Source organism: Caulobacter sp. 17J65-9, assembly GCF_010975005.1.
Lineage (GTDB): Bacteria > Pseudomonadota > Alphaproteobacteria > Caulobacterales > Caulobacteraceae > 17J80-11.
Window position 1 is genome coordinate 1 of sequence record NZ_JAAIVC010000116.1, and the last position, 12,700, is coordinate 12,700.

Genomic DNA, 12,700 nt, shown 5'->3' on the forward strand with positions numbered 1-12,700 from the left:
GCGGCGCGCTGCAGGCCGGCCAGGGCCGCCAGCTTGGCCGTGGGCGCCGCCGCCCCGCCGCGCAGCTCGGTTTCGAACCGCAGGGCCGCGACGTTGGCCGCCAGCCAGCGGGAGGCGGCGCGCTTGTTGGCGGCGCCTGCCACGTTCTCGCACAGTCGCAGCAGGGCTTCCGCCTCCGCCAGCCCGCCGCGCCCCTGGCCGAGGTAGGCGGTCACGAAGTCGGGCGCGACCAGGGCGCGCGAGCGCTCCACGAAGGCGGTCTGCACCTCGTCCAGGCTCAGCAGCCGCCCGGCCGCGGCGGTCAGGGCCATGGCCAGGGCGCGCAGGATGTCGATCTCGCCGTCGGCGTCGCCCGGGCGCAGCCGGCGGGGGCCGTTCAGCTCGCGCACCACGCGGCGCGCGACGCTGCCGGCCAGGATCTTGAGATCGCCGGCGGCGACCCGCTGGGCCAGGCGCGCGGCCGGGCCTTCCAGCGGCGGGATCATGCGCGACACCGACGGGTCGCGGCGGGCCAGAAGCTCGACCTCCGGCCCCGCGGCCAGGCGGGTCAGGGCGGCCAGGCTGGCGCCCAGGTCGAGGTCGGCGCCCAGCAGGTCGGCCAGGCCGCCGCGCGAGCCGAGGATCTCGCAGAGCATCTGCTCGACCACCATGAAGCACAGGGCGCGCGGCTGCGGCTCCTCCGGGGCCTCGTCCATCCGGTCGAGCAGCCGGTCCACCTTCGCCCCCCAGGTCTCCAGCGGGGCCAGGTCGGCCGCCAGCGCCCCGCCCAGCAGGAAGGCGCGGTCCGGGTGGCTGGCCAGCCGCCGCGCGGCGGCGGGGAAGGGTTCGGTCGCCAGGCTCGGGAACTGCGCCTGCCGGCGCGCCTGGATGACCCGCTCGATCGCCTGGGCTCCCAGGCGCTCGTACTCGCGCATGATTTCGTGGACGGGCCGGCCGGTGGCCTGGCTCTCGGGCACGGAGATCTTCTGCACCGCGTGGCGCATCTCCATGCCGGTCGCCTCCAGCCGTTCGGCCAGGTCGGGCCGGTGCATCAGCTCGAAGGCGGTCACCTTGTAGCGGCGCAGCCAGTCGTCCAGCAGCCGCGCGATCGTCTCGCGCCCGTGCGCCTGGTAGAGGTCGGCCACGCCCGTGCAGGCCGGCTCGGTCCGGGCCTCGGCCGCGGCGCGGCGGCGGCGGGTGTCCGGCGCGCCCTTGCTCATCAGGGTGACGCTGGCGAACTCCATGGTCTCGGGGTCGAGAGTCTCCTTGGTCACCCGCACGGCCGCGACCCGGCCCTCGGCCATCAGCTCCTCGGCCGTCTGCAGCGCATGGGCACGGTCTTCGGTGGCGCCTTGCAGCGTCCACGGCGCCTGGGGCGTGCGCCGGGCGAAGACTTCGTAGTGAACCTGGCCGGCCATGCGCCCGCGTGTGCCCCGGATGTCGATCAACGATCGATCATGGTGAACCGGCATGCTTAAGACCGGGTTGAGAAACGCGGGTTTGCCTCATGGCGCGACGGCCATTAGCTTTGCGCCCGTGCGCGCCCGCAATTCAGGGCGCCGGAGACGATATGGCGAACATCACCCTGGTCGACGACGACGAAAACATCGTCGCGTCCGTGTCGCTGGCGCTGGAGAGCGCCGGCCACGAGATCAAGGCCTACCACGACGGCGTGACCGGTCTGCAGGCGCTGGAAAGCGACCCGCCGGACCTGGCCATCCTCGACGTCAAGATGCCGCGCATGGACGGCATGGAAGTGCTGCGCCGCCTGCGCCAGACCTCCAACATGCCGGTGATCATCCTCACCTCGAAGGACGAGGAGATCGACGAGATCCTGGGCTTCAACCTGGGGGCCGACGACTACATCCACAAACCCTTCTCGCAGCGCCTGCTGCTGGAGCGGGTGAAGGCGGTGCTGCGCCGCGCCGGCATCGAGGGGCTCGAGCCGGTCGGGGCCGAGGTCGCCCAGGACAAGGCGCTCAAGCGCGGCAAGCTGGCCCTCGACCCGGCGCGCCACGAGTGCACCTGGGACGGCCGGCCGGTGAAGCTGACCGTCACCGAGTTTCTGCTGCTGCAGGCCCTGGCCCAGCGCCCGGGCTTCGTGAAAAGCCGCGACAACCTGATGGACGCGGCTTACGACGATCAGGTGTACGTGGACGACCGCACCATCGACAGCCACGTCAAGCGCATGCGGAAGAAGTTCCGGGTGGTCGACCCCGAGTTCGACGCGATCGAAACCCTGTATGGCGTCGGATACCGTTATCGAGAGTGAGCCGGCCCCGCGCGAGCGGGTGGCCTGGCGCTGGTTCGGGGGATCACGGCTCGGCCGGCTGATCGTCGGCCTGAACCTGGTCGGCCTCGTCGTGCTCGTCGTGGGCGCCCTGGTCATGAACGAGTTCCGCCAGGGGCTCATTCAGACCCGGCTGGATTCCCTGTCGGCGCAGGCGGAGCTGCTGGCCGAGGTGATCGCCGAGGGCGCGACCCGCGGCGAGCCGCAGCCTGAGCTGGAGCCGATCGCCGTGCTGGTGCTGCAGCGGTTCATCCCGCAGGGCCAGCGCGCGCGCCTGTTCGACGCCGAGGGCAACCTGCTGGCCGACAGCTACGTCGTCTCCGAGGACGTGGACGTCAAAGCCCTGCCGCCCGCGCGCAAGCCCGACGCCCGCCCGCCCCGCAAGCCCGACGAGGCCAAGGAGGCCAAGCTGGAAGCCGACGCGCGGGCCGACCTCGACGCCGAGGTGGCGCGGGCGCTGAAGGGCCAGCGGGTCGCCGACGTGCGCCACTCGGAGACCGGCGAACGCGTGGTCTCGGTGTCCATTCCCGTGCAGCGCGTCGAGGCGGTGCTGGGCGTGCTGACCCTGGAGGCCGGCGACGTCGACGCCATCGTGGCGGCCCAGCGGCGCGCCCTGCTGCCGTTCGCGGCCATCGCGCTGGGCGTGACCCTGCTGTCGTCCCTGCTGCTCCACGTGCTGGTCGCCCGCCCGGTGATGCGCCTGTCGGCCGCCGCCGACCAGGTGCGCCTCTCGCGCGCCCGCGCCATCTCCCTGCCGGACCTGGAGGCCCGCAACGACGAGATCGGCGATCTGGCGCGCTCGCTGGAGACCATGACCGCGACCCTGTCGGACCGCATGGACGCCATCGAGCGGTTCGCCGCCGACGTCAGCCACGAGATCAAGAACCCGCTGACCTCGATCCGCTCGGCGGTGGAGACCCTGGACCTGGTCAAGGACGACAAGGCCAAGGACCGCCTGACCGGCGTGCTCAAGCAGGACGTCAAGCGGCTGGACCGCCTGATCACCGACATCTCCAACGCTTCGCGCCTGGACGCGGAGCTGTCGCGCGACCAGCCCAAGCCGGTCGATCTGGGCCGCCTGCTCGGCGACCTGACCGCTGCCTACAACGACGCCGTCCGCGAGGGCGAACCGGTGGTGAAGCTGGTGCTGCCGTCCGAGCCGCTGCGCGTGGCGGGGCGCGAAGGCCCGCTGGGCCAGGTGTTCCGCAATCTGATCGACAACGCCCGCTCGTTCGGCGAGCCGGGCGGCAAGGTGACGGTGGCGCTGCAACGCTCCGACGTCGATCCGGCCCGCCCGGTGCTGCTGCGGGTCGAGGACGACGGCCCCGGCGTGCCGGTCGAGAACCTGGAGACCATCTTCCAGCGTTTCTACACCTCGCGTCCGAAGGGAGCGGCGTTCGGCGGCAATTCGGGCCTGGGCCTGTCGATCTCGCGCCAGATCGTCGAGGCGCACGGCGGCCGGATCTGGGCCGAGAACATGACCGGGCCGGACGGCCAGGTGCGCGGCGCGCGCCTGTCGGTGGCCCTGCCGGAAGCGGCGCGGTGATCGTCCACGCCACCTCGGTCGCGCGGTTCACGCCGGCCGGCTGGCGCGCCGCCCTGCTGTTCGGCCGCTCCGGCGCGGGCAAGAGCGACCTGGCCCTGCGCGCCATCGCGGCCGGCTGGCGGCTGGTGTCCGACGACTACACCCGCATCTGGGCGTCGGGCGGGGTGCTCTGGGCGCGCGCGCCCGAGACCATCGAGGGCCTGATCGAGGCGCGCGCGGTGGGCATTCTCACGACCGTTCCGCTGGGCCTCGCACAGGTTTCGTGCGCCGTCGAATGCGAGGCGGACGACCCCGAACGCCTGCCCGAAGCGGAGCAGATCGAGCTGGAAACGGTTAACGTGCCCCGCTTCCACCTGCGTGCCGTAGAAGCCTCAGCGCTGGCGAAACTGGACCGCGCGCTTTCGACCCACGGAAGTACCCTTGGACCTGAACGGGGTTCGGCCTATTAAGCCCCCGCGCGACAGAGCTGTGACAGGCCGCGCGCAGGTGGGGCGTGGTTAAGAGGCTCAGATGATCGGGCTCGTGATCGTCACTCACGGCGGGCTCGCGGCCGAGTTTGTTTCGGCCATGGAGCACGTCGTCGGACCGCAACGCGGGGTGGCGGCGATCTGTATCGGACCGGACGACGACATGGAGCGTCGCCGGCGGGACATTCTCGACGCCTGCGCGGCCGTGGACGAAGGGCGCGGGGTGATCCTGCTCACCGACATGTTCGGCGGCACGCCCTCTAACCTGGCCATCTCGGTGATGGAGCAGACCGGCGCCGAGGTGATCGCCGGCCTGAACCTGCCCATGCTGATCAAGCTGGCGAGCGTGCGTCACCGCGAGACGCTGGAGTCCTGCGTCGCCCATGCGCAGGACGCGGGGCGCAAGTACATCTCCGTCGCCTCCTACGTCCTGGCCGGAGAGAAATGATGAGCGGACCGCTGAAGCGCACGGTCGAGATCTGCAACGAGCGTGGTCTGCACGCCCGCGCTTCCGCGAAGTTCGTGAAGATGGCCTCGACCTTCGACGCCGAGGTCCGGGTCAGCCGTGACGGCCAGACGGTCGACGCCCGCTCGATCATGGGCCTCTTGATGCTGTCCGCCGCGATCGGCTCGAGCGTCGAGATCGAGGCCGAGGGGCCGGAGGCGCAGGCCGCCGTCGAGGCCCTGGCCAATCTGGTCGAGTGCCGCTTCGACGAAGAGCGCTGAGCGCCCGGACCGTTTTCGCGCCAACGGTTTACACTGATAACGAATCTCGCGTAACAGGGGTCGCCCGTGTAGGTTGAACCTGGGGATCGTGCTTGTCTGGCGATGTTTTCGCGCGCGTCCGGGTTCTCGTCGTCGACGACCACGACCACATGCGCCGCATCCTGGCGACGGTCCTGCGCGGCATCGGCGTCCAGGAAATCCAGGAAGCGGACAACGGCGAGGAAGGCCTGCGCCAGCTGGCGAGCTTCCGGCCGGACCTGGTGATCCTGGACCTGGTCATGCCCGGCCTCGACGGCGCCGAATTCGCCTGGCGGGCCAGGCGCGATCCCAAGGTCGAGCGGCAGGTGCCGATGATCATGGTCACCGGCCATTCGGGTCTGACCCAGGTGCTGACCGCGCGCGACGCCGGGATCGACGAGGTGCTGACCAAGCCGCTCACCGCGCGGAGCCTGCTGCAGCGGATCGAGGCGGTGATCCAGTCCGAGCGGCCGTTCGTCATCTCCGACAATTACATCGGGCCGTGCCGGCGGCGTCTGCGCGCCGAGCACTACGGTCCCTGGCGCCGCGCCGAGGACCAGGCCCGCTGCGTCCTCGACATCGACGACGCCTAGGCGTGCACGCGGCGGCTGTCGGGGGGCGCCTCGGCGCGCCGGTTCAGCCCGTAGTCGCGCGAGACCTCCGCCACACGCAGCCGGTAGTCGGCGAACACGCCGGCGCGGCCCTGCGCCTGCGCCCGCCGGTGCTCGGCCAGGTCGCGCCAGCGCGCCGCCGCCGCCTCGTCGCGCCAGAACGACAGCGACAACAGCTTGCCGGGCTCCGACACGCTGGCGAAGCGCTCGACCGAGACGAAGCCGTCCATCTGCTCCAGGACCGGGCGCAGGGCCTCGGCGATGTCGAAATAGTCCTGCGCCCGGCCCTCGGCCGGCCAGGCCTCGAAGATGACGGCGATCACGCGCTCGCCCCCGCGACGACCGGTGTCAGGAAGGTGCGCTCTTCCCGGCGGATGAAGCGGCGCTCCTGGGCGAAGCGGAAGTTGGCTGCGCCTTCCGGATCGCGCTTCAGCGTGGTTCGGTACGCCTCGTAGGCGGCCAGGCTGTCGAAGCCGATCAGCCCCCACGCGACGTCGCTGGTCCCCTCGTGGGGCAAGAAATAGCCCAGCAGGTCGCCCCCGCAGCGGGGAATGATCTCCAGCCAGCGGCGGGCGTAGGCTTCGAACGCCTCGCGCTGATGCGGCTCGATCTCGTAGCGGATGAAGCAGGTGACGCGCATGCTCGGGGCCTCCTTATGCGGGGCCTTCCTAGGCGCTCCGGGCGGGCGGATGCTTCGACGCCGGTGGAAGCGACGGGCGCGCGGTTTGGGCTAGGATCGGCCCATGAAGCTCGGACCTGACATCGCTGTCGTCGCCGCCCTGATCGGCGACCCGGCCCGCGCCAACATGCTGGTCGCGCTGCTCTCGGGGCAGGCGCTGACGGCGGGCGAACTGGCGGCGGAGGCCGGGGTGAGCCTGCAGACCGCCAGCCACCACCTGGGCAAGCTCGAGGCCGGCGGCCTGGTCGTCCCGCGCAAGCAGGGCCGCCACCGTTATGTCTCCCTGGCCGGACCGGAGGTCGCCAAGGCGCTGGAGGGCCTGATGGGCCTGGCCGCCGCCACCGGCGCGCGGCGGGTGCGCACCGGACCGAAGGAGCCCGCCCTGCGCCACGCGCGGGTCTGCTACGACCACTTGGCCGGCGAGCTGGGCGTGCTGATGTTCGACCGCCTGGAGGCCCAGGGCGCCATCGCCGTCGAGGGCGAGCGGGTCGACCTGACCGACGAAGGCGCGCAGCGCCTCGCCCGCCTCGGCCTCGCTCCCGACAGCCTGCCGCGGGCGCGCCCCCTGTGCCGGACCTGCCTGGACTGGAGCGAACGCCGCTCGCACCTGGGCGGCCCGCTGGCCAAGACGCTGATGGGCCGCTTCCTGGAGCTCGGCTGGGCCGACCGCGAGGCCGGCACGCGGATCGTGCGGTTCAGGCCGACGGGCCTCGGCGAGTTCCAGGCCTGGCTCGGGGCCTAGAGGCTCAAACGACCCCGGCCGCGCGCAGCTGGGCGATGCGTTCCGGGCTCAGGCCCAGGCGCGCGGCCAGCACCTGGTCGGTGTGCTCGCCCAGAGCCGGCGGCGGCGTCACGTAGGCGACCGGCGTCTGCGACAGCCGCACCGGGCTGGCCACGGTCTTGACCGGTATGGCCAGGTCCTCGCGGGCCTGCTCGACCACCAGCCCGCGCGCCTTCGCCTGAGGCTCGGCGAACACCGCGTCGATGGTGTTGATCGGGCCGCAGGGGACGCCGGCGGCCTCCAGCGCCTTGATCCAGTGGTGCGTGGTCCCCGTTTCGGTCAGGGCGGTCAGCAGGGGGATCAGCTCTGCCCGGTTGGCCACGCGCAGCGCGTTGGTCAGGAAGCGGTGGTCCTCGCCCAGCGCCTCGTCGCCCAGCGCCTTGCACAGGGCCCGGTACTGGCCGTCGTTGCCGACCGCCACCACGATCGAGCCGTCGGCGGTGGCGAAGGGCTGGTAGGGGCACAGGTTCGGGTGGGCGTTGCCCAGGCGCTGGGGCGCGCGGCCCGAGACGAAGAAGTTGGTCGCCTGGTTGGCCAGCATGGCCGCCTGCACGTCGAACAGGGCCAGGTCCACGTGCTGGCCCTGGCCGGTCGCCCGCGCGTGCAGCAGGGCGGCCAGGACGCCGTTCGAGGCGTACAGGCCGGTGAACAGGTCCGCCACCGCCACGCCCACCTTCATCGGCTCGTCGCCGGCCGAGCCCTCGGGCTGGCCGGTGATCGACATCAGCCCGCCCATGGCCTGGATCATGTAGTCGTAGCCGGCCCGCTCGGCGTAGGGGCCGCTCTGCCCGAAGCCGGTGATCGAGCAATAGACCAGCCGCGGATTGACCTGGCGCAGGCTGTCGTAGTCGAGGCCGTACTTCTTCAGGCCGCCGACCTTGAAGTTCTCGACCACCACGTCGGCCTGGGCGGCCAGTTCGCGCAGCAGGGCCGCGCCTTCCGGGCGGGCCATGTCGACCGTGACCGAGCGCTTGTTGCGGTTGGCGCACATGAAGTAGGCGGCGTCGCCCCGCTCGCCCTCGGCGGTGGCGGTGAACGGCGGCCCCCAGGCGCGGGTGTCGTCGCCGGCGCCCGGCCGCTCGACCTTGATCACGTCCGCGCCGAGGTCGGCCAGCAGCTGGGTCGCCCAGGGCCCGGCCAGCACGCGCGACAGGTCGAGCACGGTGACGCCCGCCAACGGGCCGGTGGCTGCCTTTGCTTCACTCATGAGGCCTGAATAGGCCCGCGCGGCGCCTGACTCCAGCGTCGAGATCGGGCTTGGCGGTTTCGGGGTGAATGGTGTTTTCTACGTCCGGGGGAACAGGGGTCGCTATGGACAAGACTGTTCGCTCTGTGCGTTGGCCGCTGGTGTTCGATTTCGCCGAGCGCCTCATCCTGATCGCGCTCTACGTTTCGCTGGCGGTGCGCATCCTCGCCGTCGTGCACCACAACCCGTACAACGTCGTCCTGCTGCTGGCGGAGGCGATCGTCCTGGGGTTGCTGCTGGTGCGGCGTCCCGCCGACCAGCTGAGCCTAAATCCTCGGGACTGGATCGTCGCGTTCGGCGGCACCGCCGCGCCGCTGCTGGCCGCGCCCGCCGACGGGGCGCTGATCCCCCAGTTCGCGGGCCTGATCATCATGATCTACGGCCTGGTCGTGAGCATGGCCGCCCAGATCGCGCTCCGTCGCAGCTTCGGCGTCGTGGCGGCCAACCGCGGCGTGCGGATCGGCGGACCGTACCGCTTCATTCGCCACCCGATGTACGTCGGCTATTTCATCATCAACACAGGCTTCCTGCTGCTCAATCCGAGCGTCTGGAACCTGGCGATGTTCGGGATCGGCGCCGTGCTGCAGGTCATGCGCATCCTGGCCGAGGAGCGCGTGCTGGGCGCGGATCCGGCCTATCGGGAGTACGCGGCGAGCGTGCCCTACCGGCTGGTGCCGAAGGTGTTCTGAGCCCTAAAGCCCCGGGTCCCACACGCCGGCCTGGCGCATGCGCTCCTCGCGAGCGGTGACGGCGCGGCCGTTCAGCTCGCCGGCCATCTCGCGCACGCAGTCGGACGCGGCGGTCTTGCACAGGCCGGGGATCAGGGCGTGGGTGTAGGCGGCCAGGCTGGCCTTCAGCAGACGCCAGCCGTAGCGCGAGGCGGCGCCCGCATGCTCCAGGTAGGTTTCCTCGACCTCGCGAGGATGCTGGACGAACAGCCGGTGCAGCACGTTGGCCATCTTCTCTCCAAGGCGCGGATCAGCCGCGTCCCATCCCCCTACCTAGACCCGTGTTTTTCCCGTAGACGCTCGGGAACCGGAGACTCACTCCCATATCATGCGACACGCGCGCTGACACTGAGGCGCTGCGACCACGCTTACGGAGACCGCCATGCCGCTCGACGCCGGCCAGAAGACCTTCCGCTGGGACGACCCGCTGGACCTGACGGGCCGCCTCACCGACGAGGAGCGCATGGTGCAGGACGCCGCCCGCCAGTACGCGCGCGAGAAGCTGCTGCCGCGAGTGGTAACCGCCTTCGCCGAGGAACGGTTCGATCGCGAGATCATGACCGAGATGGGCGCCATGGGCTTCCTGGGCGCGACCCTGCCGGAACAGTACGGCGGCGCCGGCGTCAGCCACGTGGCCTACGGCCTGATCGCCCGTGAAATCGAGGCGGTCGACAGCGGCTACCGCTCGGCCATGAGCGTGCAGTCCTCGCTGGCCATGTACCCGATCTACGCCTTCGGCACGGAAGAGCAGAAGATGCGCTGGCTGCCGAAGATGGCGGCGGGCGAGCTGATCGGCTGCTTCGGCCTGACCGAGGCCGACGGCGGCTCCGACCCGGCCTCGATGAAGACCAAGGCCGAGAAGGTCCCGGGCGGCTACAAGCTGAACGGCGGCAAGTACTGGATCACCAACTCGCCGATCGCCGACCTGGCGGTGGTGTGGGCCAAGCTGGACGGCGAGATCCGCGGCTTCGTGGTCGAGCGCGGCATGGACGGCTTCACCACCACCAAGATCGGCGACAAGCTCAGCTTGCGCGCCTCGATCACCGGCGACATCGGCCTGAACGACGTGATCGTGCCCGAAGAGAACCTGCTGCCGGGCGTGAAGGGCCTGCGCGGGCCGTTCTCGTGCCTGAACAAGGCCCGCTACGGCATCAGCTGGGGCGCCATGGGCGCGGCCGAGTTCTGCTTCCACGCCACCCGCGACTACGTCTCCGAGCGCATCCTGTTCGGCCGGCCGCTGTCGGCGCGCCAGCTGGTGCAGAAGAAGCTGGCCGACATGCAGACCGAGATCTTCCTCGGCTTCGAGGGCGCGCTGGCGCTGGGCCGGCTGCTCGACCAGGGCGCCTGGGTGCCGGAAGCCATCTCGATGATGAAGCGCAACAACTGCGGCAAGGCGCTGGCCATCGCCCGCGAGGCCCGCGACATGCACGGCGGCGCCGGCATCACCGGCGAGCACCACGTCATGCGCCACGCCATGAACCTCGAGACGGTGAACACCTACGAGGGCGCCCACGACGTGCACGCGCTGATCCTGGGCCGCGCCATCACCGGCGAGAGCGCGTTCTGACCGAGCCGACGGCGCCCCAGATCTACGTCGACGCGGACGCCTGCCCCGTAAAGGAGGAGGTGTACCGCGTCGCGCGCCGTTACGGCCTGGCCGTGCACGTCGTGTCGAACGCCTTCATGATGATCCCGCAAGGCGAACCGCTCATTCGGCGCGTGATCGTCGAGGAGGGGCCCGACGTCGCCGACGACTGGATCGCCGAGCGGGCCGGCCCCCGGGACGTGGTGATCACCAACGACATCCCGCTGGCCGGCCGCTGCCTCAAATCGGGCGCCCAGGTGATCGGGGCCAAGGGCGACCCGTTCACCCCCGACTCCATCGGCTCGGCCCTGGCCGGCCGCGAGATCGGCGAGCACCTGCGCTCCATGGGCCTGACCACCAGCGGGCCGAAGCCGTTCGCGGCCGCCGACCGCTCGAAGTTCCTGCAGGCGCTGGACACCGCGGTGGTGAAGGCGCGGCGGCGCTAGCTCAGGTGCATTGGACGATCGCTACGACCTCGGAGAAGTCGAGTTCTTTGATCGCGTCGACCTTGGCCCAGAAGTACAGGATCCCGGAAAGGCCCCAGTCCATGCCGATCGCGTCATCGCTGCCAATCTGCAGCAACATTCGCCAGTCGCGAGCATGTGGCGTTGCTTCCGCTGCGGCGGACGACTGATAGATGCCCGGCCCATGAGCGTAGCCGCGAGACAGAAGCTCGCAGTCCAGCTCCATCGGTGATTGGAGCACCGTCGGGTGTCCGCCGATCTGGGTGTCATGATTGGCGTACGGCGCTAGCTCGTCGGCGAGTTCGTAGCGCTCGTCCGCGCTCAGGGTCAGGTCGTCCAGCCACGGCGACCAAGGGTCAGGAGCGCTGACCATCGGCTCTATCCGGGCCGCGACGCGAGGGAAGTCGGGCGCGCCCACAGGCGTGGAGTGTGCGACGAAACTCGCTCCAGCCGGCAGGAAGACGACCTTCGCCGAACCGACATCGCACGGCTCCAGGCCCCAAGGATGGTTGATGGCGTCGTAGAAGAACAGAAGCGCGCCGGCCTCCGGCAGCGGCAGGTAATGCGAGACGCCCTTGAGGTCTGCGAGATCCAGGCGGAACAGCAGGCTTAGGGGCGCTCCTGCATGCTCGGGCCAACTGAAGCCCACCGGCAGGTCCGGCGTGCCTCCGAAGCCGCTAGTTGACTGGCCGGGTTTGGGGCTCGGCGTGATCTTGGCCGCAGGCCAGAGCAAGTGTTCGGGGAGTTGGACCAAGGCGTGCTCGCAGGTATGGGGTCGTCTAGCTTTGCGGACACTCGTAGTTTCGTTTTTCCTTCGGCGGCAAGTTGTGGCCGGCGCGGACCTGGCAGATTGATGATTTCCGTCACCCCCAACCTGTCGCTCGACGAGGACGAACTGGTCTTCAAGGCGGCCCGCGCCTCAGGCCCCGGCGGCCAGCACGTCAACAAGACCTCGACCGCCATCGAGCTGCGCTTCGACGCGCGCAATTCGCCGTCCCTGCCCGAGGACGTGAAGGAACGGCTGATCCGGCTGGCCGGCAGCCGCATGACCCAGGACGGCGTGCTGGTGCTGTTCGCCCAGGGCTATCGCAGCCAGGAGATGAACCGCCAGGACGTGATCGCCCGCCTGGTCGAGCTGGTCCGTCGGGCGACCGAGAAACCCAAGCCGCGCAAGGCCACCAAGCCGACCTACGCTTCCAAGCTGCGCCGGCTGGAGGGCAAGTCCAAGCGCTCGGGCGTGAAGGCCGGGCGCGGCCGCCCGTCGATGGACTGATGCGCGCGCTCTACGCCGACTGCGCCCAGGCGCCCGATCCGGCCCGCGCCCTGCTGGACCGCGCCGCCCCGGGCGTCGACGGCGGCGAGGAGCTGCTGGAGACCGCGATCGTCGGCCTCGGCGCGCCTGAGCTGGCCCACCTCGTCGAACTGTCCGATCCGCGCGACCGGGCCAGCGTGCTGCTGGCGGCGACCCTGGTGCGCGATCCCGACCCGCTGTCGGATCCGGCCGTGCGCGCGGCCATGGCGGCGGCCGGCGACGACGCCGAGGTGATCCGCGGCGCGGTCAGCACCGCCGACCTGCGCAC

General features: G+C 70.8%; 18 protein-coding genes. 12 read left to right on the top strand and 6 right to left on the bottom strand.

Annotated elements, in window-relative coordinates:
* Positions 1–1,427 (bottom strand): hypothetical protein (locus G3573_RS15310; protein ID WP_163262160.1); only part of this gene is annotated, 1,427 nt, incomplete at its 3' end.
* Between the two features lie 122 nt (positions 1,428–1,549).
* On the opposite strand from G3573_RS15310, the gene G3573_RS15315 reads away from it, so the two are divergent.
* The 6 genes from G3573_RS15315 (at position 1,550) to G3573_RS15340 (ending at position 5,619) form a co-directional block, all read left to right on the top strand.
* Positions 1,550–2,251 (top strand): response regulator transcription factor, encoded by a 702-nt coding sequence (locus tag G3573_RS15315; RefSeq protein ID WP_163262162.1) that lies wholly within the window; start codon positions 1,550–1,552, stop codon positions 2,249–2,251.
* Complete coding sequence (locus tag G3573_RS15320) at positions 2,223–3,815, top strand: ATP-binding protein (protein ID WP_163262164.1); 1,593 nt, start codon at positions 2,223–2,225, stop codon at positions 3,813–3,815. The genes G3573_RS15315 and G3573_RS15320 overlap by 29 nt, the downstream gene beginning before the upstream one ends.
* Complete coding sequence (locus G3573_RS15325) at positions 3,812–4,264, top strand: hypothetical protein (protein WP_163262166.1); 453 nt, start codon at positions 3,812–3,814, stop codon at positions 4,262–4,264. The genes G3573_RS15320 and G3573_RS15325 overlap by 4 nt, the downstream gene beginning before the upstream one ends.
* Before the next feature lie 61 nt (positions 4,265–4,325).
* Positions 4,326–4,730, top strand: a complete 405-nt coding sequence (locus tag G3573_RS15330; protein ID WP_163262168.1) for a PTS sugar transporter subunit IIA — start codon at positions 4,326–4,328, stop codon at positions 4,728–4,730.
* The gene (locus G3573_RS15335) at positions 4,730–5,008 is read left to right on the top strand and encodes an HPr family phosphocarrier protein (protein WP_163262170.1); all 279 of its coding nucleotides are present in this window, start codon (positions 4,730–4,732) and stop codon (positions 5,006–5,008) included. Before G3573_RS15330 ends, G3573_RS15335 begins: the two co-directional genes overlap by 1 nt.
* A gap of 92 nt (positions 5,009–5,100) precedes the next feature.
* Positions 5,101–5,619, top strand: a complete 519-nt coding sequence (locus G3573_RS15340; protein ID WP_163262172.1) for a response regulator — start codon at positions 5,101–5,103, stop codon at positions 5,617–5,619.
* Here G3573_RS15340 and G3573_RS15345 read toward each other — a convergent pair.
* A complete protein-coding gene (locus G3573_RS15345) occupies positions 5,616–5,960 on the bottom strand; it encodes an antibiotic biosynthesis monooxygenase (RefSeq protein WP_163262174.1) in 345 nt (114 codons plus the stop codon). The two genes, G3573_RS15340 and G3573_RS15345, sit on opposite strands and share 4 nt — an antisense overlap.
* The gene (locus G3573_RS15350) at positions 5,957–6,277 is read right to left on the bottom strand and encodes an NIPSNAP family protein (RefSeq protein WP_163262176.1); all 321 of its coding nucleotides are present in this window, start codon (positions 6,275–6,277) and stop codon (positions 5,957–5,959) included. The genes G3573_RS15345 and G3573_RS15350 overlap by 4 nt, the downstream gene beginning before the upstream one ends.
* A 103-nt stretch (positions 6,278–6,380) precedes the next feature.
* Between G3573_RS15350 and G3573_RS15355 the strand changes: the two genes are divergently transcribed.
* Entirely contained in the window at positions 6,381–7,058 is a 678-nt protein-coding gene (locus G3573_RS15355) for a helix-turn-helix domain-containing protein (RefSeq protein WP_163262178.1), read from the top strand.
* Between the two features lie 4 nt (positions 7,059–7,062).
* On the opposite strand, the gene G3573_RS15360 is transcribed toward G3573_RS15355, so the two are convergent.
* Complete coding sequence (locus G3573_RS15360; protein ID WP_163262180.1) at positions 7,063–8,304, bottom strand: CaiB/BaiF CoA-transferase family protein; 1,242 nt, start codon at positions 8,302–8,304, stop codon at positions 7,063–7,065.
* A gap of 104 nt (positions 8,305–8,408) precedes the next feature.
* Here G3573_RS15360 and G3573_RS15365 point away from each other — a divergent pair, with 104 nt between their 5' ends.
* Positions 8,409–9,032 carry an isoprenylcysteine carboxylmethyltransferase family protein gene (locus G3573_RS15365; protein ID WP_163262182.1) on the top strand — a complete coding sequence of 208 codons (624 nt, stop codon included), beginning with the start codon at positions 8,409–8,411 and terminating at the stop codon, positions 9,030–9,032.
* 3 nt (positions 9,033–9,035) lie between these two features.
* Here the strand turns inward: G3573_RS15365 and G3573_RS15370 are convergent, their stop codons facing one another.
* Positions 9,036–9,302: a DUF6356 family protein gene (locus G3573_RS15370; RefSeq protein WP_163262184.1), complete on the bottom strand. Its 267-nt coding sequence runs from the start codon at positions 9,300–9,302 to the stop codon at positions 9,036–9,038.
* Positions 9,303–9,453: 151 nt separating this feature from the next.
* Here G3573_RS15370 and G3573_RS15375 point away from each other — a divergent pair, with 151 nt between their 5' ends.
* Both G3573_RS15375 and G3573_RS15380 read left to right on the top strand, forming a co-directional pair.
* Positions 9,454–10,638, top strand: coding sequence for an acyl-CoA dehydrogenase (locus G3573_RS15375; protein WP_163262186.1), 1,185 nt, complete (start codon positions 9,454–9,456; stop codon positions 10,636–10,638).
* 20 nt (positions 10,639–10,658) lie between these two features.
* Complete coding sequence (locus G3573_RS15380; protein ID WP_346427395.1) at positions 10,659–11,102, top strand: YaiI/YqxD family protein; 444 nt, start codon at positions 10,659–10,661, stop codon at positions 11,100–11,102.
* Between the two features lies 1 nt (position 11,103).
* Here G3573_RS15380 and G3573_RS15385 read toward each other — a convergent pair whose 3' ends face one another.
* The gene (locus G3573_RS15385; RefSeq protein ID WP_163262188.1) at positions 11,104–11,874 is read right to left on the bottom strand and encodes a YwqG family protein; all 771 of its coding nucleotides are present in this window, start codon (positions 11,872–11,874) and stop codon (positions 11,104–11,106) included.
* Between the two features lie 99 nt (positions 11,875–11,973).
* Here G3573_RS15385 and arfB point away from each other — a divergent pair, with 99 nt between their 5' ends.
* Both arfB and G3573_RS15395 read left to right on the top strand, forming a co-directional pair.
* Positions 11,974–12,393 (top strand): alternative ribosome rescue aminoacyl-tRNA hydrolase ArfB, encoded by a 420-nt coding sequence (gene arfB / locus G3573_RS15390; RefSeq protein WP_163262190.1) that lies wholly within the window; start codon positions 11,974–11,976, stop codon positions 12,391–12,393.
* Positions 12,393–12,700, top strand: a 308-nt coding sequence (locus tag G3573_RS15395; protein WP_163262192.1) for a hypothetical protein, incomplete at its 3' end; no start/stop codon positions are given. The genes arfB and G3573_RS15395, both read left to right, overlap by 1 nt.

What these genes read in the sequence shown, in the direction of transcription:
- G3573_RS15320 (WP_163262164.1), top strand. Translation starts at nt 2,223, where the DNA reads ATGGCGTCGGATACCGTTATCGAGAGTGAGCCGGCCCCGCGCGAGCGG.
- G3573_RS15350 (WP_163262176.1), bottom strand. Translation starts at nt 6,277, where the DNA reads ATGCGCGTCACCTGCTTCATCCGCTACGAGATCGAGCCGCATCAGCGC.
- G3573_RS15355 (WP_163262178.1), top strand. Translation starts at nt 6,381, where the DNA reads ATGAAGCTCGGACCTGACATCGCTGTCGTCGCCGCCCTGATCGGCGAC.
- G3573_RS15360 (WP_163262180.1), bottom strand. Translation starts at nt 8,304, where the DNA reads ATGAGTGAAGCAAAGGCAGCCACCGGCCCGTTGGCGGGCGTCACCGTG.
- G3573_RS15370 (WP_163262184.1), bottom strand. Translation starts at nt 9,302, where the DNA reads ATGGCCAACGTGCTGCACCGGCTGTTCGTCCAGCATCCTCGCGAGGTC.
- G3573_RS15375 (WP_163262186.1), top strand. Translation starts at nt 9,454, where the DNA reads ATGCCGCTCGACGCCGGCCAGAAGACCTTCCGCTGGGACGACCCGCTG.
- G3573_RS15330 (WP_163262168.1), top strand. Translation starts at nt 4,326, where the DNA reads ATGATCGGGCTCGTGATCGTCACTCACGGCGGGCTCGCGGCCGAGTTT.
- G3573_RS15365 (WP_163262182.1), top strand. Translation starts at nt 8,409, where the DNA reads ATGGACAAGACTGTTCGCTCTGTGCGTTGGCCGCTGGTGTTCGATTTC.
- G3573_RS15315 (WP_163262162.1), top strand. Translation starts at nt 1,550, where the DNA reads ATGGCGAACATCACCCTGGTCGACGACGACGAAAACATCGTCGCGTCC.
- G3573_RS15335 (WP_163262170.1), top strand. Translation starts at nt 4,730, where the DNA reads ATGAGCGGACCGCTGAAGCGCACGGTCGAGATCTGCAACGAGCGTGGT.
- arfB (WP_163262190.1), top strand. Translation starts at nt 11,974, where the DNA reads ATGATTTCCGTCACCCCCAACCTGTCGCTCGACGAGGACGAACTGGTC.